14 protein-coding genes are annotated in these 20,642 nt (G+C 67.0%); 6 read left to right on the top strand and 8 right to left on the bottom strand.

Features of this window, described 5'->3' with window-relative positions:
- Positions 1 to 36: 36 nt before the first annotated feature.
- From KA248_00840 to KA248_00820, 5 genes are all read right to left on the bottom strand, one after another.
- Positions 37 to 942 (bottom strand): lysophospholipid acyltransferase family protein, encoded by a 906-nt coding sequence (locus tag KA248_00840; protein MBP7828440.1) that lies wholly within the window; start codon positions 940 to 942, stop codon positions 37 to 39.
- Positions 939 to 1,187, bottom strand: coding sequence for an acyl carrier protein (locus KA248_00835; GenBank protein ID MBP7828439.1), 249 nt, complete (start codon positions 1,185 to 1,187; stop codon positions 939 to 941). The genes KA248_00840 and KA248_00835 overlap by 4 nt, the downstream gene beginning before the upstream one ends.
- Positions 1,184 to 2,437: a beta-ketoacyl-[acyl-carrier-protein] synthase family protein gene (locus KA248_00830; GenBank protein ID MBP7828438.1), complete on the bottom strand. Its 1,254-nt coding sequence runs from the start codon at positions 2,435 to 2,437 to the stop codon at positions 1,184 to 1,186. Before KA248_00830 ends, KA248_00835 begins: the two co-directional genes overlap by 4 nt.
- Before the next feature lie 9 nt (positions 2,438 to 2,446).
- The gene (locus tag KA248_00825) at positions 2,447 to 3,193 is read right to left on the bottom strand and encodes an SDR family oxidoreductase (protein MBP7828437.1); all 747 of its coding nucleotides are present in this window, start codon (positions 3,191 to 3,193) and stop codon (positions 2,447 to 2,449) included.
- A gap of 93 nt (positions 3,194 to 3,286) precedes the next feature.
- On the bottom strand, positions 3,287 to 3,868 hold the full coding sequence (locus KA248_00820) for a hypothetical protein (protein MBP7828436.1): 582 nt from the start codon (positions 3,866 to 3,868) through the stop codon (positions 3,287 to 3,289).
- A 104-nt stretch (positions 3,869 to 3,972) separates the two neighbouring features.
- Here KA248_00820 and KA248_00815 point away from each other — a divergent pair, with 104 nt between their 5' ends.
- The 6 genes from KA248_00815 (at position 3,973) to KA248_00790 (ending at position 14,137) form a co-directional block, all read left to right on the top strand.
- The gene (locus tag KA248_00815; protein ID MBP7828435.1) at positions 3,973 to 6,339 is read left to right on the top strand and encodes a phosphoketolase family protein; all 2,367 of its coding nucleotides are present in this window, start codon (positions 3,973 to 3,975) and stop codon (positions 6,337 to 6,339) included.
- Positions 6,340 to 6,499: 160 nt separating this feature from the next.
- Entirely contained in the window at positions 6,500 to 7,039 is a 540-nt protein-coding gene (locus KA248_00810; protein ID MBP7828434.1) for a hypothetical protein, read from the top strand.
- Positions 7,040 to 7,266: 227 nt separating this feature from the next.
- Positions 7,267 to 9,534 (top strand): hypothetical protein, encoded by a 2,268-nt coding sequence (locus KA248_00805; GenBank protein MBP7828433.1) that lies wholly within the window; start codon positions 7,267 to 7,269, stop codon positions 9,532 to 9,534.
- Positions 9,535 to 9,672: 138 nt separating this feature from the next.
- Positions 9,673 to 10,359 carry an ORF6N domain-containing protein gene (locus KA248_00800; protein ID MBP7828432.1) on the top strand — a complete coding sequence of 229 codons (687 nt, stop codon included), beginning with the start codon at positions 9,673 to 9,675 and terminating at the stop codon, positions 10,357 to 10,359.
- A complete protein-coding gene (locus KA248_00795) occupies positions 10,356 to 11,654 on the top strand; it encodes an adenylosuccinate lyase (protein ID MBP7828431.1) in 1,299 nt (432 codons plus the stop codon). The genes KA248_00800 and KA248_00795 overlap by 4 nt, the downstream gene beginning before the upstream one ends.
- An 89-nt stretch (positions 11,655 to 11,743) precedes the next feature.
- Complete coding sequence (locus KA248_00790; protein ID MBP7828430.1) at positions 11,744 to 14,137, top strand: U32 family peptidase; 2,394 nt, start codon at positions 11,744 to 11,746, stop codon at positions 14,135 to 14,137.
- Positions 14,138 to 14,242: 105 nt separating this feature from the next.
- On the opposite strand, the gene KA248_00785 is transcribed toward KA248_00790, so the two are convergent.
- The 3 genes from KA248_00785 to KA248_00775 all read right to left on the bottom strand — a co-directional run bounded on the left by KA248_00785 (position 14,243) and on the right by KA248_00775 (position 20,626).
- Entirely contained in the window at positions 14,243 to 15,946 is a 1,704-nt protein-coding gene (locus tag KA248_00785; protein ID MBP7828429.1) for a hypothetical protein, read from the bottom strand.
- Positions 15,947 to 16,061: 115 nt separating this feature from the next.
- Positions 16,062 to 17,660, bottom strand: a complete 1,599-nt coding sequence (locus tag KA248_00780) for a SpoIIE family protein phosphatase (GenBank protein ID MBP7828428.1) — start codon at positions 17,658 to 17,660, stop codon at positions 16,062 to 16,064.
- Positions 17,657 to 20,626, bottom strand: coding sequence for an MFS transporter (locus KA248_00775; protein MBP7828427.1), 2,970 nt, complete (start codon positions 20,624 to 20,626; stop codon positions 17,657 to 17,659). Before KA248_00775 ends, KA248_00780 begins: the two co-directional genes overlap by 4 nt.
- Positions 20,627 to 20,642 lie beyond the last annotated feature (16 nt).

Here is a 20,642-nt window from a genome sequence, read left to right as displayed (position 1 = left end):
CGACGACGCGGAGTCCTCTCTCGCCTTGCGGGGGCTTCACTGGCCTTGCTGGACCGGTTTCGGAGCCCGCCAGCGCCGGTGTCCCCACATGTAAGCATCGGGATGTGCCCGGATGGCGGCTTCAAGTTCCCGGTTCAGTTGCTCGAGAATGCGCCGCACATCTCCCTGCTTGTCACCGGTGGGCTCAAAGTGGAGCGGGCCCACGGCATGGAATTGAAACCGCATGGGGGCGGTTTCGATGCAGTACCCGAAACAGAGCGGGGTCTTCGTCACCAGGTGCAGCAGGGCGATGGCCGTGTGCGTAGAGGCCGGTTGGCCGAAGAAATCCACCATCATGCCGCGATCCCGGGCATGTTGATCGATCATGATGGCCAGGACCTTCCCGTCCTTGAGCGCGGAGACCAGCCGGCCCATGCTGACGTCGTGCTTGGGGGTGAGCTCGAAGCGATGGCGCGGTTTTCGGCGCTGCATCAGGCGATCGACGTACGGATTGTTCATGCGCCGCGTGATGCCTACAACCGGCTTGCGATGCGAGAGCAATTGCGCCGCAATCTCCCAGTGGCCGAGGTGCCCGCACGCCAGGATCAACCCCTGCGCCGGATCGTCCAGGATCCGCAGGAGCTCCGGCGAAGCCTGCCAGTCGATGCACTCCTGCCAGGGGCGATTCCGGAAATAGGCGTCCGACTTGATGGAGGCCACCACGAGCCGCGCGAAGTGCCGGAAGGAGGCGCGGGCGATCCGGGCCGCCTCCCGGCGATCGGCGGCGATGCCCGCCCGCAGGATGTTGTCGATGGCGGTCCGGCGGCGCGAGGCGTGCAAGCCATAGAAGAGGTCCGCGCCGGCGTTCGCGAGCCGGTCACAGAGCCCCAGGGGCAGGCGATCGATCAGGAAGAGCAGCGCCCGGACGAGCCCGTACTCGATCAGATGCCGGAGCCGCCTCACGCACTCTTTCGCCCCTCGATGAACGCCGCCAGGTCGCCCACCGTGGCCACCTTCACAAGGTCCTGGGGTTCGAACTCGATCCCGAATTCCTGCTGCAGATCGTACATCAGGTCCAGCATCGCCAGGGAGTCGATGCCCAGGGATTCGATCGTGCTCTGTTCGCCCACGCTGTTCCAGTCCACGGAGGCCTGGCTGGTCCGCGCCATGATGGCCCGCAGCTTGTCGAGGATTTCGTTTCGCGTCATGGCCCTTGCTCCTTGTACCCGCCCAGGATCACCACGGCATTGCTCCCGCCGAATCCGAAGCTGTTTTTCATGCAGGTCCGCAGCGGGAGTTCCAGCGATTCCCGGCCGACCAGCCGAAGATTGCACAACGGGTCGGGATGATCAAGGTTCAGGTTAGGGTGCAGGCGCCCGTCTTCGAGGCACAGAATGGCGGCCAGGGTTTCCACGATGCCCGCCGCGCCGAGCAGGTGCCCGAAGAAGGATTTGGACGAAACGACGGGGACGCGATCCGCCTCCGCGCCGAACACCGCGCGGATCGCGCCGGCCTCGCACTCGTCGTTGGCCTTGGTCGCCGTCCCGTGCGCGTTGATGAAGTCGATGTCCGCCGGCGTCATGCGGGCGGACCGCAGGGCGGCCGCCATGGCCGCCGCCTGGCCGTCCACGCTGGGCCGGGTAATATGCGTGCCGTCCGAGGATTCGCCGTACCCGTGGATTTCCGCGCGGATGCGCGCCCCGCGTTTGCGGGCTTCCTCGAGTGATTCCAGGACCACGGCGCCGGCGCCTTCCCCCAAAACGAACCCGTCGCGATCCGCGTCAAAGGGGCGGCAGGCCTTGTCGGCTTCCGCGGCGCGGGACATCACCCCGAGGTTGTCCCAGCCGGCGTACAGCGGCGCGGTAAACATCGAGTCGCTGCCGCCGCACAGCACGCGCCGGGCGTATCCGTGCAGGATCATCCGGTAGGCAATCCCGAGGGCCATGGTGGAGGAGGAGCAGGCCGCCACCACGACATAATTGCTGCCCTTGAGCCCGAAGCGGATGGAGACCTGCGAGCTGATCACGTTCAACATGCAGCGGGGCACGGTGGTGGGCCGCACGCCGCGCGGCCCCTGGGCGAAGTAGGCCAGCCACGAATCCGTGACGGCGTGGGACGGTCCCGAGCCGGTCCCGAACAGGACGGCGGTATCTTCTCCCGGAGAGCCGGGGCCGGCCGGAAGCAATCCCGCCTGCTCCAGCGCCTGGGCCGAGGCCAGCAGCGCCATGTCCATGGCCCGGTCGGACGGCTTCCAGCCGCGAGCGACCAGCGCCGCCGACAAGGCATCCGCCTCCACTTCGGCTCCGTTTTTCGACTTGAAGGGGGCGGGATCGAAGCCGGTGATTCTACGAATAGCTCCGCGGCCGGCGAACAACCGCTCACGCAGCGCCGGCTCGTTGAGCCCGAGGGGCGTGACCATGCCCAGCCCGGTTACCACCACCCGATGCGTTTCCGTCATGATGTCCTTTCAGGATCCCATCCAGAGCCCGCCGTCCACGTGCAACACCTGGCCCGTGACATAGGCCGCGCCGTCGGAAAGCAGGAAAAGGACAGCCTCGGCGACTTCCTCCGGTCGCCCAAACCGCTCCAAGGGGACGCCGACGCCGGCCTTCAATGATTCCGTCAGGGCCGCGGTCATATCGGTTTCCACCATGCCCGGCGACACGGCGTTGACCCGGATGCCGAACCGGCCCGCCTCCAGCGCGAGGCTTTTTGTCAGGCTGACCAGCCCCGCCTTGCTCGCGGCGTAGTCGGCGCCCATCCACCGGCCGGGGCCGTGCGCGGCCAGCGACGCGACGTTCACGATGCCGCCGCTCTTTTGCTGGCGCATGTGGATATACGCCTCCTGCGTGGCCAGCAGCGCCGCCTCGAGGTTGATGCGGAAGGTATGGCGCCAATCCTCCAGCGTCACCGCCCGAAACGCGCGCGCCTTGCCCATCCCGGCGCAGTTCACAAGCCCTTCCAGCCGGCCGGCGGCCTTCAGGAACTCCCGGACCACGGCGCGCGCGTTTCCGGGTTCGGTGAAGTCGCCTGCGCACGGGATGGCCCTGCCGCCCAGGGCCTGCAATTCCCGGCAGACGGCCAGTACGCGTTGCGGATCCCGCCCGTGAATGCCGGCTGTGGCCCCGCGCTGCAAGACCGCACGCGCGACAGCCAGGCCGATGCCGCGCGTCGACCCCGTCACCAGAATCGACCGGTTTTGGAAATCGCTCATGGTCTCGCCGCGAAGATAAAGATATCCCCCGGCAAGAGCAAGCAAGGGCTCCACAGGGCGTCCGGCAGCCTGCCGCGACCGAGCGGCTCGGTGTTACCAGGCCGCGTTGACGATCGGCAGGAGCTTCCAGGACTTCTTGCCGGCGGCGAAATTAAGGACGCCGATCTGGAGCCCGTCCAGCTCCGTGGTCCAATTCACCGCGCCCAGTTGGAAGCCTGTCAGGGACTCGGTGAAGTTGATCAGGCCGACCTGGCACCCCTCCACCGAGCCCGCCCGGTTGATCGCGCCCACCTGCCACCCGGCCAGGTCGTGGTCCACGAAGTTGACCAGGGCGAGTTGCTCACCCGAGCCGCTGCCGCGGACCAGGTTGACCGCGATCGCCGTCTGCGCGCCGCGGAAATCGCCCGCCACGTAGTTGACCAGCCCGTACTGGTAGCCGTCCAGCCGGCCTTCCACGGCGTTGAAGAGGCCGAGGTCCAGGCCGGTGACTTCGGCGTTGGACCCGTGGATCAGGTTCAGCCGCAGGCCGTGCACCGCCTGGTCCTGGCCGACCAGCTGGATGGGATGGATGATGGAAATGGATAGGGGCTTGGCGAGTGTTTTGGATGGAGGCAGTTCCGCCCATCCCGCCGTCACCAGCATTATGCCTGCCGAAATCGCCGCGAACCGCTTCATGGCTTGCCCTCCTGGTTGGCCGCTCTCATGGATTCCGGGTTGAAGTTTGGGCGAACCGGGCGATAATTTCAACAAGTTCCGCGCCGATCAACCGGAGAAGCAACATGACTGCGAAGGCCAAGGCCCCCCTGTCCCGCGACGAACTGCGAAAGATGGACGCCTACTGGCGCGCCGCGAATTACCTGTCCGTGGGCCAGATCTACCTCCTGGATAACCCGCTGCTGGAGAAGCCGCTGACGCTGAAGGACATCAAGCCGCGGCTGCTGGGGCACTGGGGCACGACGCCCGGCCTGAACTTCCTCTACGTGCACCTCAATCGCGCCATCCGGGCGCGCGACCTGGACATGATCTACATCATCGGCCCCGGCCACGGCGGGCCCGCGACCGTCGCCCAGGCCTGGCTGGAGGGGACGTACAGCGAGGTGTTCCCGAACATCACGCCGGACGCGGAGGGCCTCAAGAGGCTCTTTAAGCAGTTTTCCTTCCCCGGCGGCATCCCGAGCCACGTCGCGCCGGAAACCCCCGGCTCCATCCACGAGGGCGGCGAGCTCGGTTACGCGCTCTCCCACGCCTACGGCGCGGCGTTCGACAACCCGGACCTGGTCGTCGCCTGCATCGTCGGCGACGGCGAGGCGGAGACCGGCCCGCTGGCCGCCAGCTGGCACGCGAACAAATTCCTCAACCCGGCCCGCGACGGGGCCGTGCTGCCGATCCTGCACCTCAACGGCTACAAGATCGCCAACCCGACCGTCCTCGCGCGCATCGGCGGCGACGAACTCGCGAAGCTGTTCGAGGGCTACGGCTACAAGCCCCACTTCGTCGAGGGTTCCGATCCCGGGGCCATGCACCAGCTCATGGCCGCGACGCTGGACCGCGCGCTCGATGAAATCCGCTCCATCCAGGCCAAGGCCCGCCGCGGCGGCAATCCAGTGCGCCCGCAGTGGCCGATGATCGTGCTCCGGACGCCGAAGGGCTGGACCGGCCCGAAGTCCGTGGACGGCAAGCCCACCGAGGATTCCTGGCGCTCGCACCAGGTTCCGCTTTCCGGCCTGGCGAAATACCCGGCGCACGTGAAATTGCTGGAAAAGTGGCTGAAGAGCTACCGGCCGCGCGAGCTGTTCGACAAGGACGGCCGGCTGGCCCCCGAACTGGCCGCCCTCCCGCCGAAGGGCGCGCGCCGCATGAGCGCTAACCCGCACGCCAACGGCGGCCTGCTCTTGCGCGACCTCCGCATGCCCGATTTCCGCGACTACGCCGTCGCCGTCAAAAAGCCCGGCACGGCCGAGGCCGAGGCGACCCGCGTCATGGGCGTGTTTCTTCGCGATGTGATGAAACAGAACGCGGACAACTTCCGGATCTTCGGGCCCGACGAGACGGCGTCCAACCGGCTCGGGGCCGTCTTCGAGGCGACGGACAAGGCCTGGATGGCCGACGTGCTGGTCACCGACGAGCACCTCGCGCCCGCCGGCCGCGTGATGGAAATCTTGAGCGAGCATACCTGCCAGGGCTGGCTCGAGGGCTACCTGCTCACCGGCCGGCACGGCTTTTTCTCTTGCTACGAGGCGTTCATCCACATCGTGGACTCGATGTTCAACCAGCACGCGAAGTGGCTCAAGACCACGCGCGACATCCCGTGGCGCCGGCCGATCGCCTCGCTCAATTATCTACTCACCTCGCACGTCTGGCGGCAGGATCACAACGGCTTCAGCCATCAGGACCCCGGGTTCATCGACCACGTAATGAACAAGAAGGCCGAGATCATCCGCGTCTACCTCCCGCCGGACGCCAACACGCTGCTCTCCGTCACCGACCACTGCCTGCGCAGCCGGCACTACGTCAACGTCATCGTCGCCGGCAAGCAGCCCGCGCTGCAGTACCTCGACATGGACGCGGCGATCAAGCACTGCACCAAGGGCATCGGCATCTGGGAGTGGGCCAGCAACGACCGCGGCGCCGAGCCGGACGTCGTTCTCGCCTGCGCGGGCGACATCCCGACCCTCGAGACCCTCGCGGCCGTGGACATCCTGCGGAAGAACTTCCCGGACCTGAAGGTCCGCGTCGTCAACGTGGTGGACCTGATGAGCTTGCAACCGGACACCGAGCACCCGCACGGGCTCTCGGACAAGGACTTCGACAGCCTGTTCACCATGGACAAGCCCGTCATCTTCGCCTTCCACGGCTACCCGTGGCTGATCCACCGCCTCACCTACCGCCGGACCAACCACGAGAACTTCCACGTCCGCGGCTACAAGGAGGAGGGCACGACCACGACGCCCTTCGACATGGTCGTGATGAACGAGCTCGACCGGTTCAACCTCGTGGACGACGTCATTGACCGCGTACCGCGCCTGCGGAACACCGCCGCGCACGTGAAGCAGTGGCTCCACGACAAGCTCATCGAGCACAAGCAGTACATCCGCCGCCGCGGCGAGGATATGCCCGAGATCCGCGACTGGAAATGGCCGTATTAAGCGCGGTCGTGCTTCGCTTCCCCGCGCACTCCAAAGCGGCGTGGCGCTCGCCAAGCCTCGCTTCCCGCCGCACTCCGGAGTGCGGGGACAAGGAGCGGAGCGACGCGGCCCCGCTCCATTTTTCCGTGGAATCGAGCCGCCCGCCCTCCTTTCTTATGTTGTGAACACAACATCCTGCTGGCCCCACGCCCCGCCGCATCGCCTCTCCGAGCGCGGCCTCTATGTCGTCACGTCGGGAACCTACCTGAAGGCTCCGTTGCTTCACTCCCCCGTCCGCCTGACCCTGGTCCGAGACCTGCTCCTCGAATCGGCGGATCGGTGGGGTTGGAACCTCCAGGCGTGGGCCGTGTTGTGCAATCACTATCACTTCGTGGCCCTTTCGCCGGACGATCCCGGGACGCTGCGCTGGCTTATCGCTCGGGTTCACGAGTTGAGCGCGAAGCGGCTGAACCGCCTGGACGGCGCGCCCGGCCGCAAGGTGTGGCACAACTACTGGGACACGCGCATCCTGAACCAGGTCTCGCGCCTGGCCCGCCTGCGCTATGTCCATCAGAACCCGGTCCATCACGGCGTGGCCGACAACGCCGCGAATTACGCGTGGTGCTCGCAGGGCTGGCTCGAACGAACGGCCCGGCCGTCGTTTGTCAAAACACTGGAGACGTTCAAGACGGACAAGGTCAACATCCCGGACGACTTCTAGCGCGGTGGCGCTTCGCTTCCCCGCGCACTCCAAAGCGGCGCGCGGCGCCGCTCTAGAGCGCTTTTCGCCCGGCCGGAAATCGGATATACCTTCCGGCCGGAGGGCCCATGGCCGGTCGAGGCATAACCTGGGGCGCTGTGCTTTTCGGTATCACCTGCTCCGCCGCGCGGGCCGATGAGCCGCAATCCGTCCCCCGCGCGTCCGCGTGGATAACCGACCACCGCGTCATGGCTATGGCGCGGACGCGCGACACGATTTACCTTGGCGGCGATTTCAAGTACCTCGGCCCGTGGACGGGATACGGGTTCGTCTCCGGCACGGCCACGGGCGCCGTCCGGGCGCCCGCGTTGAACATCGACGACCAGGTGAACTGCGCCGTTTCGGACGGGCGCGGCGGCTGGTTCATCGGCGGGGCGTTCACCAGCGTCGGCGGCCTGGCCCGGCAGCGGCTGGCCCGTATCCGGCCCGACGGCTCGCCGGATCCGGATTGGGTGGCCAACGCCGACGCCGATGCGGAATGCATGGTCTTGAGCTACGACGGCAGCCGGCTGTACGTCGGCGGCCGCTTTACCCTCGTCAACGGCCAGATCCGCACCAACCTCGCGGCGCTGACCGCCCTGACCGGCGCGGTCGAGGCATGGACCCCCGTCTTTTTCTCGACCAACCTGCCGCAATACGTTGGCGCCCTGGCGCTTTCTCCGGACGACAAGACGCTGTACGTTGGCGGCAATTTCACTCACATCAACGGGATCTACCGCCCTGACCTGGCAGCGTTATCCACCGAGACAGCCGGAGTGACCGCCTGGGATCCGCCGCGACACATCTGGTATATCAACACGCTTTCCATCGCGCCCGATGGGAACACGATCTACCTGGGCGGAGTTTTCACCAACATGGGCGGACAGGCCCGGCGCAATCTCGCCGCGGTGACCCTGGCCGGCGACGCCACGGCGTGGAACCCGAATTCCGGCATGGCGAACATCAGCGTGGCCGAGATCCTGCCGGTCCCATCGGAATCCGCCGTATGCGTGGCCGGCACGTTTACCTCCCTGGGTGGGGCCGCGCGGGTCGGCCTCGCCAAGGTGGACAACGTGAACGGCAACGCCCTGACATGGGACGCAGGGGCGGACGGCGGGGTGACCAGTCTCGAGCGCTCGCCCGACGGCCAGACCTTCTACGTGGGCGGCGGGTTCTCCCGGATCGGCGGACAGGCGAGAACACGTCTGGCCGCCATCAACGCGATCAGCGGCGTGGCGACCTCCTGGTTTATTCATGGCAACGGCTCTTCCGAGGCCATCAAGTTCTCCACCGGCGGGGACCTGTTCATCGGGGGCAGCTTCAGCAGCGTCGGCGGAGTGCCCCGGCAATACCTGGCTGCCGTGGACGATGCCAGCGGGCGCGCGACCGAATGGAATCCCGGCGCCGACTACATGGTGGACCACGTCTTCCTGTCGCGCGACGGCCGCACGATCTACGTCGCCGGGCTGTTCACTAACGTCGGCGGCCAGGCCCGGTTCCGCGTGGCGGCGGTGGACGAGCGGGGCCAGGTGACTTCGTGGAACCCGAATCCGAACAGCGCCGTGATGGCCATCGAGCCCTCGCCCGACGGCCGGTTCCTCTACGTGGGCGGCGCGTTCACCAGCATCGGCGGCAGCAACTGCAGCTACCTCGCCGTCCTCGACGCCGACGGCCGGGCCCGCGGCTGGAGCGCGGGGGCCAACTTCCACGTCGAGGATCTCGCCTTCGCGCCGGACGGCCGGACGCTCTACGTCTCGGGCGCCTTCTGGGAACTCGGCGGGCAGCCGCGCTGGTGGATCGGGGCAGTGGACACCAATGGCGTCGCCACGGCGTGGAATCCCCAGCCCAGTTTCATGCTCGACGACATCGTCCTCTCGCCCGACGGAAGGACGCTCTTCATCAGCGGCGACTTCGACAACATCGCCGGCACGCCCCGGAACCACCTCGCCTCCGTGGACGCGACCAACGGCGCGGTGACGGCCTGGGATCCCAACGCCAACGAGCGGGTCTATGACCTGGCCCTTTCCGCCGACCGGCAAACGCTGTACGCCGTCGGCTCCTTCACCAATATCAGCGGGCAGGCCCGACACCACCTCGCCGCCTACGTGCTGGACGGGACGCTGCGGAGCTGGAATCCCGGGATAGACGAGACGACGGCCGCCATCGCGCCCGCGCCCAACGACCAGTCGCTGGCGGTCGGCGGATCTTTCAGCGAAGTGGCGGGCGTACCCCGGCGGGCGTTCGCGATCTTCGACTCCCTCGCGCCGACCGTCCGGCGCGCGGACTGGTCCGCGGGTTTCCGCGCCGTGCTGACCAACCTGTCCGTCGGGGCCACGGCCACGCTCGAGCGGGCGGCGTCGCCGATCCAGCCGTCCTGGACCTTCGTCACGAACGCCGTCGTCGGCAGCAACACGGCCGCGAGCCTTACGGACACCGGACCCACCAACCGCGCGGCGGTCTACCGCGTGCGGTTGTAGGCCCCGGAGTGCGGCGGGAAGCGAAGCGCCACGCCGCTATGAAAGCGCGGTCGCCTCGCAGACTCGTTGCCCGCGCACTCCAGAATGCCATTGTCCCGGCGGCCGGGAAGCTGTAAGAGAAGGCCGGGAGCGATCCGAATGGCCGCTGACAAAGAGAAGGTGCCGGGAGCCGAATCCGCGATCCTGACAATGCGCGGATTGAAAGTCATCCTCGATGCCGACCTCGCTCGGCTATACGGCGTGTCCACAAAGAGGCTCAACGAGCAAATCCGGCGCAATGCGCATAAATTTCCACCGGATTTCATGTTTCAGCTAACGCCAGAAGAGGTAAAGGTCATGCGGTCGCAAATTGCGACCGGCTCTCCTTATCATGTTGACAATAGAGAAGATGCAACGAACTGGTCGCAAATTGCGACCAGCACATCGCAACATGCTGATAATCAAGTAGATGGTTTCGCTGGACCACAAAAAGGAAGAAAATCCAGAAGGCACCGGGGACAAACCTACCGCTCCTTTGCCTTCACCGAACACGGCGCCATCATGGCGGCCACGGTTTTAAACAGCCCGCGGGCTGTCCAGATGAGCGTGTTCGTCGTGCGTGCCTTCGTCCAGATGCGCGAGCAGTTGCAGGGCCGCGTGGAGTGGGAGAAGCGCCTGGCGGAAATCGAAAGGACGCTCCTGGCGCACGACACCGCGTTGAGAGATCTCTATCAGAAAATCCGGCCCCTGCTCCTTCCGCCGCCGGAGGCGCCGAGAAAGCAGATCGGCTTCCAAGTCAAAGAACAGCGTGCCCGGTATTCCGTGAAGAAAGGACGCCCGCGATGATTCCCCGATACACCCGGCCCGAGATGGGCGCGATCTGGACGGACGAGAACCGGTTCAACATCTGGCTCGAGATCGAAATCCGGGCCTGCGAGGCAATGCACGAGCTGGGACAGATCCCCGCCGCCGACCTCAAGCGCATCCGCGCCCGCGCGAAGTTCAGCCCGCGCCGCATTGACGAGATCGAGCGGAAGGTCAACCACGACGTCATCGCCTTCCTCACGAACGTCGCCGAGAACGTCGGCCCGGCCGCCCGCTACATTCACAAGGGCCTGACCAGCTCCGACGTGCTCGACACCGCGTTGTCCGTCCAAATGGTCCGCGCGGCGGACCTGCTGATCGACGGCGTCAAAGCCGTCCGGCGCGCGGCGGCCGCGAAGGCGCGCCGCTACAAGCACACGCCGATGATCGGCCGCACGCACGGCATCCACGCCGAGCCGATCACCTTTGGCCTCAAGATGGCCCTGATGTACGACGAGTTCGGCCGGGCGCTCCGGCGCTTGGAGTCCGCGCGCGAGATCGTCCGTGTCGGAAAAATCTCCGGCGCCGTTGGCACGCACGCGCACCTCGACCCGTTCGTGGAAAAATATGTTTGCCGCAAACTGGGCCTGAAACCCGCCGCGCTCTCGACCCAGGTCCTCCAGCGCGACCGGCACGCGGACTATGTCTCCGCGCTGGCGCTGGTCGGTGCCTCGGTCGAGCGCTGGGCGCAGGAGTTCCGGCACCTTCAGCGCACCGAGGTCCGCGAGGTCGAGGAGTTCTTTGGCCGCGGGCAGAAGGGCTCGTCTGCCATGCCGCACAAGCGCAACCCAATCGTCGGCGAGCGGCTCTGCGGGCTTGCGCGGCTCCTGCGCGGCTACGCCGTGACCGCGATGGAGAACGTCGCGCTCTGGCACGAGCGCGACATCTCGCACTCCGGCGCGGAGCGGGTGATCCTGCCCGACGCGACGATCGCGTTGGATTACATGCTGGCGAAACTGGAAGGACTTGTGCGCGGCCTGCAGGTGTATCCGAAGCAGATGCTCCGCAACCTGGAGCTCACCGGCGGGCTGATCCATTCCCAGCAGCTGCTCCTCGCGCTGACGGAGAAAGGGCTCTCCCGCGAGGACGCCTACGGGCTGGTCCAGTATCACGCCATGGAAAGCTGGCGCACGGGCCAGTCGCTGAAAAAGCTGGTGCTGGCCGATCCCGATGTCCTCGCGGTGCTGTCCGCGAAGGAGATCGCGGCCGTCTTCGACCTCGCCCCGCATTTCCGCCGCGTGGATCGCGCGTTCCGGCTCGTGGGGCTGGGAAAATAAGTTTTCCAATGTTTGGAAAAAAGGGGGCATAATTTTTCCAATGTTTGGAAAATTGTCCGTGTTTTTTTCCAATCATTGGAAAATCGGTCTTGAACACCCGTGATTCCATCGAGCTGATGGCCCCCGCCGGCGGGCCGGAGGCGGGCTATGCCGCGCTGGCGTACGGCGCGGATGCGATCTACCTCGGCCTGCCGCAGTTCTCCGCGCGCGCGGAGGCGGTCAACTTCTCCCTGGACGACATCGACGCGATCACCGCCTACGCGCACTCCCTCGTGCCCCGCCGCCGCGTGTTCGCCGCGCTCAACACGCTGGTTCTGGAGCGCGATCTGGCCGGCGTAATCGAGGCGCTCGGCGCGCTCTCGGAAATCGGCGTGGACGCGCTGATCGTGCAGGATCTCGGCGTGTACCGGCTGGCGAAAAAGCATTTCCCGGAATTCCGGCTCCATGCCAGCACGCAGATGGCCGTGCACAACCGCGCGGGCGTGGAAAGGCTGCGGGAGCTGGGCTTCGCCCGCGCGACGCTGGCCCGCGAGCTGACGCTGGACGAGGTCCGCGACTGCGCGGCCGTGCCCGGGATCGAGACCGAGGTCTTCATCCACGGCACGCTCTGCTACGCCTATAGCGGGCTGTGCCTGATGTCGTCCCACGCGCTGGGCCGCAGCGGCAACCGCGGGCGGTGCGCCTACCTCTGCCGCGACCGGTTCGCCATCGCCGGGGAAAAACAGGGATCATTCCTTTTCAACATGAAGGATCTGGCCCTGCCGGACGCCATCGCGGCCCTGCGCGCCGCGGGCGTGGCCTCCTGCAAGATCGAAGGCCGCATGAAAGGCCCGCTCTACGTCGCCGCGACGGTCAACTTCTATCGCCGGCTGCTGGACGGGACGCTCGACGCGGCGGGCCGCGCGGAATGCGAGGCGGACATCCAGTCCATCTTCAGCCGGCCGTGGACCGAGCTGCACGTCGAAGACCGGCGCGGCGGAGACGTCGTGGATACGGAAACGGTGGGCCATCGCGGCACGCCGGCAGGAGCGGCAGAGGGCTTGCGGCATGACAAGGGCGGAACATCGTGGCTGCGGATTGCCGCGACGCGTCCGATCGAACGGCACGACGGCCTGCAGATCGACCTGCCCGGACAGGACCGACCGTTCGGGTTTCCCGTGGATGCGTTGCGGGTAAAAGGGCGTTCCGCATTTGAAGCGCCCGCGGGCGAGCTCGAGGTGGGCCTGCCGGCGGACCATCCGCCCATTCCGGCGGGCGCGACGGTTTACTGCTCCTCCTCGCAGGCCGTGAAAAGAAAGTACCGCTTCGAGATGCCGCGGCCCGGCGTATTCCGCGCGCGGCGGCCGGTTCGCGTGGAACTGGACCTGAAGCCCGACGCGTTGACAGCCCGCGCCGATGCCGGCGGGGACATCGCGGCGGAGGCCGTCCTGCCGGGCCTGTTCGAGCCGGCCAAGGATGTCGCGAAGACCGAACTCGCGGCGAAGCAGGCGTTCGAGAAGCTCGGCGACACCCGTTTCGAGCTGGCGTCCCTGGAACTGCGGAATCCGGCGGGCTTGTTTGTCCCGGTATCCCGGCTCAACGCATTACGCCGGGAGTTGATGAGCGCGCTGGAGGCCCGGCGCCAGGAATCGCACGCCCGGCGCGTGGAAGTTGTTCGATCATCGCTGGAGAAAGATGTTCCCGCGGACAAGGTGTCCGCCGCGGTGACGTGGAGCCTCAAGGTGGACGACCCGTCCGCCCTGGCCGCCTTCGACGACCCGGACTGGCAGGCCGCGGAAGAGGTCGTTGTCCCGGCGCTGTCCGCGTTTGAAGGTCTGGCCGGGAAAATCGGCCGCGAGCGCCTGCGCATCGCCCTGCCGCTGATCGTCCGGTCTTGGGAAGCGGCGGAAATGTGGAAACGCGTCGAGGCGCTCCGCGCGGCGGGTTGGTCAAAGTGGGAGGCGGCGGGGCTGGGGTCATGGGAGGGCGGGCCCGATCTCTCGACGGACTGGTCGGTGTATGTCATGAACACCTCGGCGGCCGCGCAGGTGCTGGACATGGGCGCGCGGCGGTTCCTGCTCTCGCCGGAGGATGGGCTGGAGAACATGCGCGAGTTGCTGGCGCGGTTCGGCGCGCGGGCGGGGGTGATCGTGTCCCAGGACACGCCGCTGTACATCGCCGAGAACTGCATCCAAGTCGCGCGGGACGGGCGCTGCCCGGGTCCGGCCGCGTGCGAGTTCCGGCAGATCGAGCTGCGATCCTCCCACAATGACCGGCTGCTGGCCGTGAACCGGAAATGCCGTATGATCGTGGTCAACCGCTCGCCGTTCTGCCTGGCCGACCGGCTGCCTGAACTCGAAGCCGCGGGCGCGCGGCATTTCAGGGCGGACTTCTCGTGGCGGCCGTATTCGCCGGAAGAGGTCCGCGATCTATGGCGGCAGGTGCGGGCCGGCCGCGCGCCGCGCGGAAGCCATCGGGGAAATTTCGAACGGGGGTTGGCGTGACGCTCGGGGTGCGGCGCCAAACGCAGCGCGGCGCCGCTACAGGAGCCGGAGCGGCGTCGCGGCCCCGACCTGGCGTCGGGGCCTTGCCGCCGGCACTCCAGGGCATTACGGCGGCCAGGCGCCCGCCGAGACGCGGTAGAACACGGGCCCGCTGACCGCGGGAGGATTCGTGTCGGCGATCGAGCGCGGCGCCCAGGGCATCGATTCCTCCGCGAGCGAGCCGGCGTTGCTCCAGGAGCCGCCGGCCAGCGTCAGCGAGCGTTCCAGCGCGTAGGTCCGCCCGCGCAGGGCGGTGAAGGCGACGGCGTAGTTCGTCGAGCCGGCCAGCCCGACCTCCGGCGGGTATTCTTCCTGGGCCAGCAGGTTTGGCTCGTCCCACAGGCTCAACAGGTACTGGTAGACCCGCGGCAGGCGCGAGGCCCACGCGGCCTCGTTGTGGGTCTGCCCGCAGCCGACGACCATGAGCAGGTCATCGTTGGGGACATACCCGTCCTGCATCAGCAGGTCATAGGCGCCCCACGTGTCCGGCCACAGGTCGACCTCGAGGTCCACGGTGCCGTCGTCCATGTACATGCGCACGCCCCGGGTGTCCTGCGCGTCCATCCAGGCCATGAAATTCGGCGCGACGAGGAACGCGGGGGAGAAGGCCCCGATCTTGCTGAAGACGTTGGTGGCGAGGCCGAGGTAGGCGCTGATCAGGCCGCCCATGGACGAGCCCGCCGTGAGCGTGTTGTCGAAGTCGTTCAGCGTCCGGAAATGAGTGTCCACCATGGGGCGGACATTGTGCACGAGAAAGTTGGCGTACTGGTCGCCCGTGCCCGGCTCGGGCCCATACTGGTCGCCGGGCGGGCAGTACTCCGAGTCGCGTTTGGGCGTGGTGTCCACCGCCACGATGATGCACTCACGCATGCGGCCCTGGCTGATCTCTTGGTCGGCGAGGATATCGGCGTCCCAGCAACCGTACGCGCCGCCGGGCTGGAACACGTTGGTGCCGTCGTGCATGTAGAGCGCCGGGTAATGCTTCCACGTGTTCTGGTCGTAGCCGCGCGGGAGGTAGATGCGGACGCCGCGCGAGGGGATCGTCGGCGCCCAGCTCGATGTCACGTTCGTGCCGATGATCCGGCTGGCCGATACGTTGGTCGGCGGCCGGTAGTTGAAGACGTGCCCGTCCTGCAGGAAAAACACGTCCAGCGTCGTGTAGTAGTTGCTGTCGCCGTAGCCGCCATAGGGCGCGTGGTCCCAGTACTGGACGCCGCCGGCGTGGCCGTATGGAACAAACTCGATCGGCTCACCTTCCACGCCGAAGCCCGAGGCTTGGTACAGATACTCTCCGCCGCTCCGACCGGCCCCGAGGCGCTCCATCGCCGCCCCGTACCAGTTCGTCCCGACGCGGTACACGAGCCCGGCGTTGGTCCAGCCGCTGTGGTAGAGGATGGTCTTGCCGGTGTACGGCGCGTCGGGCTGCTCGGCGACCTGCGCGGGCCAGTTCGTGCCGGCCATCCACTCGACGTTGTCGCCGTTGCAGTACTGTTCGGCCGAGTTGGTGCGGGCGATGAACTTGTACTCCAGGGCCGCGCCGGCCTGCACGGCGACCTGCCCGGTCCAGACGTTGCCGGCGGTCCAGTACAGCTTGACCGCGGCCTCCGGGCTCCACGCGCCGAGGTCGTCGTGGCTGCCGACGACGAACACGCTGCGCCCGAACCCGACGTCCCAGGCGTATCGGAAGGAGACGGGTTCCCGGACGGGGCTGGCGGCAAAAACGCCGGGGGCGGCCGCGCAGAGCAGCAGGGAGGCAAGGCGGTGTTTCATGGCGACTCCTCTTCGTGAAAAAGCAGCCGGGATGCTACCCCCGCGCTCCGCGAAACTCAACCGTCCAGTTGGCGCGGCGCGGGGAGGCGTCCCGAGCCGGTCTTCGGGCGCCGGCCTACGGGCCGGGGTTATAACGCACCACCAGCATCGTGATGTCGTCGGACTGTTCACGCGCGCCGCTGAAGGCCGCGACGTCGGCCACCACGCCATGGAGAATATCCGCCACGGATGACTCCGGCGGGAAAGAGGCCAGCCGGCGGTCCATGCGCTCCCCGCCGTACAGGCGCTCCGCCTCGTCGAACGCCTCGGTGATGCCGTCGGTGTAGAGGATGAGGGTGTCGCCGGGCTGCAGGCTCAAGGTATCGTGGGCAAAGGTCCGTCCGTCCAGGGCGCCGACGACCATGTTGGGCTTGGCCGGCACGGCGGCGACGGTCCCGTCGGCCGTACGGCGGCGCGGCGGGTTGTGGCCGCCGTTGGCGAAAACCACCTCGCCGGTGCGGACATCGAGGATGCCGATGAAGAGGGTCACGAACGTGCAGCTTTCGTTGCGGATGGCGAGATCGTCGTTGACATGCCGCAGGATATCGGCCGGATCGCGCCACTGCTTGGCGGCGGACCGCAGCAGGACGACCACGGCCGACATGAACAAGGCGGCGGGCATGCCCTTGCCCGAGACGTCGCCGACGGCGAAGAACAGGTGGTCGGCGTCGAGCGGGAAATAGTCGTACAAGTCGCCGCCGGCCTGCTTGGCGGTCTTCATGACGGCCTGGAGCTGGACGCGCCCGCCCAGCACCGCGGGGTCGAACGGGCCGGGCAGGAAGGTTTCCTGAATCTGGCCGGCGATGCGCAGTTCGCTTTCGGCGCGTTCCCGGGCCGACTGGGTCAGCTTGAGTTGTTCGATGTGCCCGGCCAGGTTCGACTGCATACGGTCGAAGTCGTAGGCCAGGATGGCGGTTTCCGCCCTGGTCCGGTTGCCGTCGGGGAAGAGGGCGGGATTCAGGCGGATGTCGTTGGAGAACTCGCCCTCGACCAGGCGGCGGGTGAAGTTCGAAAGCCGGTTCAGGGGCCGGGTGATGGAATAGCTCGCGGCGTAGCTGAAGAGGATGGCCATGAGGAAGCTGGCGGCGCCCATCAGGAAAAAGTTCAGGAAGGCGCGGCGCTTGAGCGCCTGCACCTCGTAGGCATGGATGTCGGCGCCGACGATGAAGCGGCGGCCGGACGAATCCCTGAAGCCCATCACGACCGAGCGCAGCAGGCCAAAATCCGGGTCGGGGGTCGTGGAGATGTTGACCTTCCAGTCCTTCTGGACCTCGTAGATGTTGGGGGCCGGATTCGTGTACTGCACCCAGTACGGCGTGCCGGTGTCAGCGGAGGCCACGAAGTAGTAGCGATTGCTCTCCTGGTGCAGGGCATAGAGGTAGGTGCCGCCGATGTTGTGCAGGAAAATGTCCAGCCGCCGCGTGTTGTTCCAGTGCTCCTCCCCGGCGATGCTGCCGGGATCCCGGACGCGCTCGAAGTAGTCCGCGGGCAGAAGCTGGGGCATCGTGGTCGCGGCGATGAGCAGGCGCTTGTCGATCCCGTCCTGGATGGCTTTCACGTTCTGTTTAAAGCCGTAGAGGGTGAAGAGGGTGGACGAGAACAGGGTGATGCCGAAGAAGGGGATGAAGATTTTGCGCCGGATGGGTTGCCGGCGATACCACGCCACCAGATTCACGGACGGTCTCCCCCGGGGCGCGGGCTGACGGCCCAGAAGACGACGGCGCAGACGCCCAGGGCGCCGGCAATGGCGAAGATGCCGAGGCCCAGGTTGAGGCTGGCGGCCAGGCCGAAGGCCATCGGGCCCATGGCCTCGCCGCCGGATTCGAAGAGGTTGTAGATGCCCATGGCCTTGTCTTCGCCGAAGCGGCGGACGCCCGGGAGCGAGGAGTAGTACGAAAGGCCCTGGTTGAAGAGCAGGCTTTCGGTCAGGCCGAAGAGGATGATGGTGGCATAGGCCGCGGCGAGGGTCCGGAGCGCGGCGAACAGCAGCAGGGCGGCGGTCATGACCAGCGCCCCGATGGGCATCGCGCGGCGCGCGCCGAACAGGTTCGTGGCCAGCCGGGTCAGGGCGGGGCCGAGATACACGCTGGCCGCGCCGAACATCATGAACGCCAGGCTGATTTCATTGATCGAGCAGCCCTGGGATTCGGCGAAGAGCGGGAAAAGGAATCCGAGAAACAGCCCGCAGGCCGTCACGGGCAGGAAGATGAAGAGGAAGAAGCTCCAGACGGCGCGGTCGAGGAGAAAAGCCCACGAGGAGGGCGCTCCCGCGGCCCGGTCGCCGGCCGGCCTGCGGCGGCGTTTCCGAACCAGGGCCAGGGCGGCGACGGCCGCCAGCACCAGCAGCGCGGCCTGGATGGCAAAGACCGGCCTCATCCCCACGCGCGCGGCGAGCATGCCCCCGGAAACCGAGCCGACGTTGATGCCGGCGACGACCCCGGCCGTCAGCGCGATGATGCCGGATTCCTTCCGGGCTTCGTCCTTTTCGATCAGGAAATAGGTGCGGAAGGCTATCATCAGGAGGCCCATGCCCATGCCGACGAGAACGCGGCCGGCGATCAGGCGGGCGAACGTGTCCGAGAGGGCGGTCACGACCATGCCGCCGGTGATGACGAGGCAGGCCAGCACGACATCCGTCTTGAGTCCCGCGCGGAGGCGGACATGGCCATAGAGCAGCGCGATCACGGCGCCGCAGAGGGTTTCGATCACCATGGGCAGGCCGATCACGACGTCGAACGGGATGCGGCCGAGGGCGGGGGCCAGCGACTTGCTGTAGAGCGGCAGGAACGAGGCGGAGAGAAAAACGCCGGTGAGGGCCAGGAACGACACGAACCGCAGGGCGCCTTCGTCGTAGCGCTGGCCGGCGGCGGCGTCGCGGCGGTCGGCGCGGTCCAACACGTGGGAGCTGAAGAAGCCGATTTCGAAGAAGATGAACAGCAGCACGAAGAGGACCATGGCCAGGTCCATCAGCGTGCTCTTGAAGAGGGCCCGGTTGGCCTCGCGCTGGGCGGACTGGTCCACGCCGACCTCGAGCAGGCCGACGGTGACGCCGTTGGAATTCACGAGCGGCACCACGCCGTTGAGCCAGACCCCGTAGATATCCACAATCTCGCCGACGTAGGGGGTGCCGGTCCGGGCCACCTCGGCATAGATGGATTTTCCGTACTGGTAATCGTAGGGATAGAAGATGCCGCGCAGGCCGTCGTGGTAGGCCAGGGCCGAGAGCTTGTCCCCGAAAACCTTGTAGACGCCGGAATAGGTGCTCGGATCGATGACGCCTTCACGGGTGATGGTCTGGCGGAGTTCCTTCAGCACGGCCTGGTAATCGGCGTTCATGTAATGCTTGACGTGCTGGATGCGGTCGACGGCGTCGGCATCCACCACGAGGCGGCCGACCTCCAGGTAGCCGCGCAGGTTGTTGCGGGCCTCCTCCGCGAGGCGGCGGCTCATGTTGTTGAAGATCATGTAGGTGGTGATGCCCACGGCGGTGCCGATCATCAGGACCACCAGGGCGATCTGCTTGGCCATGCGGCGGCCGTCGGAGGAGGCGTGGCGGATGGCCAGGAACACCAGCGCGCCCGCGCCAAGGGCGAAGAGCGCCAGCGGCAGCCAGATCGCAGCCCGCCGGATCCATAGCGCGGCGTTGCCCCGCGCGTGATCCGTGGTGGTGATGGCGGCGGGCGCGCGGGTATGGAAATGGACCACCTTGCCGTTGTTCGGCAGCACGAGGTCGTCCGGGGTGAGCTGGAAGCTCTTGCACTCGTAGAAGTCGTCCGCGTAGCCGAGGGCCGCGGCGACGTCGCGGTTGAAGATCGGTTCGGCCGCATTATCGCCCGTCAGGCGCATGATGGCGTCGCGGCCCAGATCAGAGAAGTACAGTTGGCCGTCCAGGTAATGCAGGTCGGACGGGATCGACACCACCTCGTCGGGCATGTCGCGGCCGTCGTAGCGCTGGACGGGCGCCCGGTCCGGCGTCGCGGTGTAGATTTCCGTGGCGGCGGTGGAGTAGGCCAGCTCGCGGCCGTCGGCGGAGATCGTGGCATAGATCACAATGGGTGCATCGCCGGGGTACGGCGTGACGGTTTCCCGCGCCGGGGCGGCCCCGGCGGAATCGACCAGCACGCTGTGGATGCCGTCCTCGCGGGCGAGGCAGAAGCGCAGGCCGTCCGGCGTCCACTGGAGAGACCGGATCAGGCCGATGTTGTCGGTGTACTGGTCGGGGGAGTGCTCGATCGAGTAGAGAACGGCCTCGGGACGGCCTTCGGCGGAGAACCGCACGACGGCCTCGCGGTTGACCGTCAAGGTGGCGGTATCGATGTACGTGCTGGCCACGTACAGGTTCCCGGCGGGGTCGAACGTGAGTTCGTTGGCGAAGAAGAAACCCTTCTGCGGGTCATTGATGGCCGCGATGAGCCAGGTCAGGGTCCCGTCGGGCGCGACGCGGGCAATGCGTTTGTTGGAGTCCAGCACCACGGCCAGGGTGCCGTCGGCGCCGCGCGCGGCCTTGGAAAGCTGCTCGAACGGGACGGTGCTGGAGAGCGAGAACGACTCGGGGATGCTGTCGCGCTGGGCGATCAGCAGGCCGCCGGACAGGCAGGTCAGGGCGATGAGAACCGGTAAAATGGGACGCCATCGAGCCATGGATTGTTCAAGGTTG

It is taken from the genome of Kiritimatiellia bacterium (assembly GCA_018001225.1).
GTDB lineage: Bacteria > Verrucomicrobiota > Kiritimatiellia > CAIQIC01 > JAGNIJ01 > JAGNIJ01.
This window is presented reverse-complemented; position numbering and strand designations above follow the sequence as displayed.

What these genes read in the sequence shown, in the direction of transcription:
- KA248_00835 (MBP7828439.1), bottom strand. Translation starts at nt 1,187, where the DNA reads ATGACGCGAAACGAAATCCTCGACAAGCTGCGGGCCATCATGGCGCGG.
- KA248_00830 (MBP7828438.1), bottom strand. Translation starts at nt 2,437, where the DNA reads ATGACGGAAACGCATCGGGTGGTGGTAACCGGGCTGGGCATGGTCACG.
- KA248_00825 (MBP7828437.1), bottom strand. Translation starts at nt 3,193, where the DNA reads ATGAGCGATTTCCAAAACCGGTCGATTCTGGTGACGGGGTCGACGCGC.
- KA248_00820 (MBP7828436.1), bottom strand. Translation starts at nt 3,868, where the DNA reads ATGAAGCGGTTCGCGGCGATTTCGGCAGGCATAATGCTGGTGACGGCG.
- KA248_00815 (MBP7828435.1), top strand. Translation starts at nt 3,973, where the DNA reads ATGACTGCGAAGGCCAAGGCCCCCCTGTCCCGCGACGAACTGCGAAAG.
- KA248_00805 (MBP7828433.1), top strand. Translation starts at nt 7,267, where the DNA reads ATGGCTATGGCGCGGACGCGCGACACGATTTACCTTGGCGGCGATTTC.
- KA248_00800 (MBP7828432.1), top strand. Translation starts at nt 9,673, where the DNA reads ATGGCCGCTGACAAAGAGAAGGTGCCGGGAGCCGAATCCGCGATCCTG.
- KA248_00795 (MBP7828431.1), top strand. Translation starts at nt 10,356, where the DNA reads ATGATTCCCCGATACACCCGGCCCGAGATGGGCGCGATCTGGACGGAC.
- KA248_00785 (MBP7828429.1), bottom strand. Translation starts at nt 15,946, where the DNA reads ATGAAACACCGCCTTGCCTCCCTGCTGCTCTGCGCGGCCGCCCCCGGC.
- KA248_00775 (MBP7828427.1), bottom strand. Translation starts at nt 20,626, where the DNA reads ATGGCTCGATGGCGTCCCATTTTACCGGTTCTCATCGCCCTGACCTGC.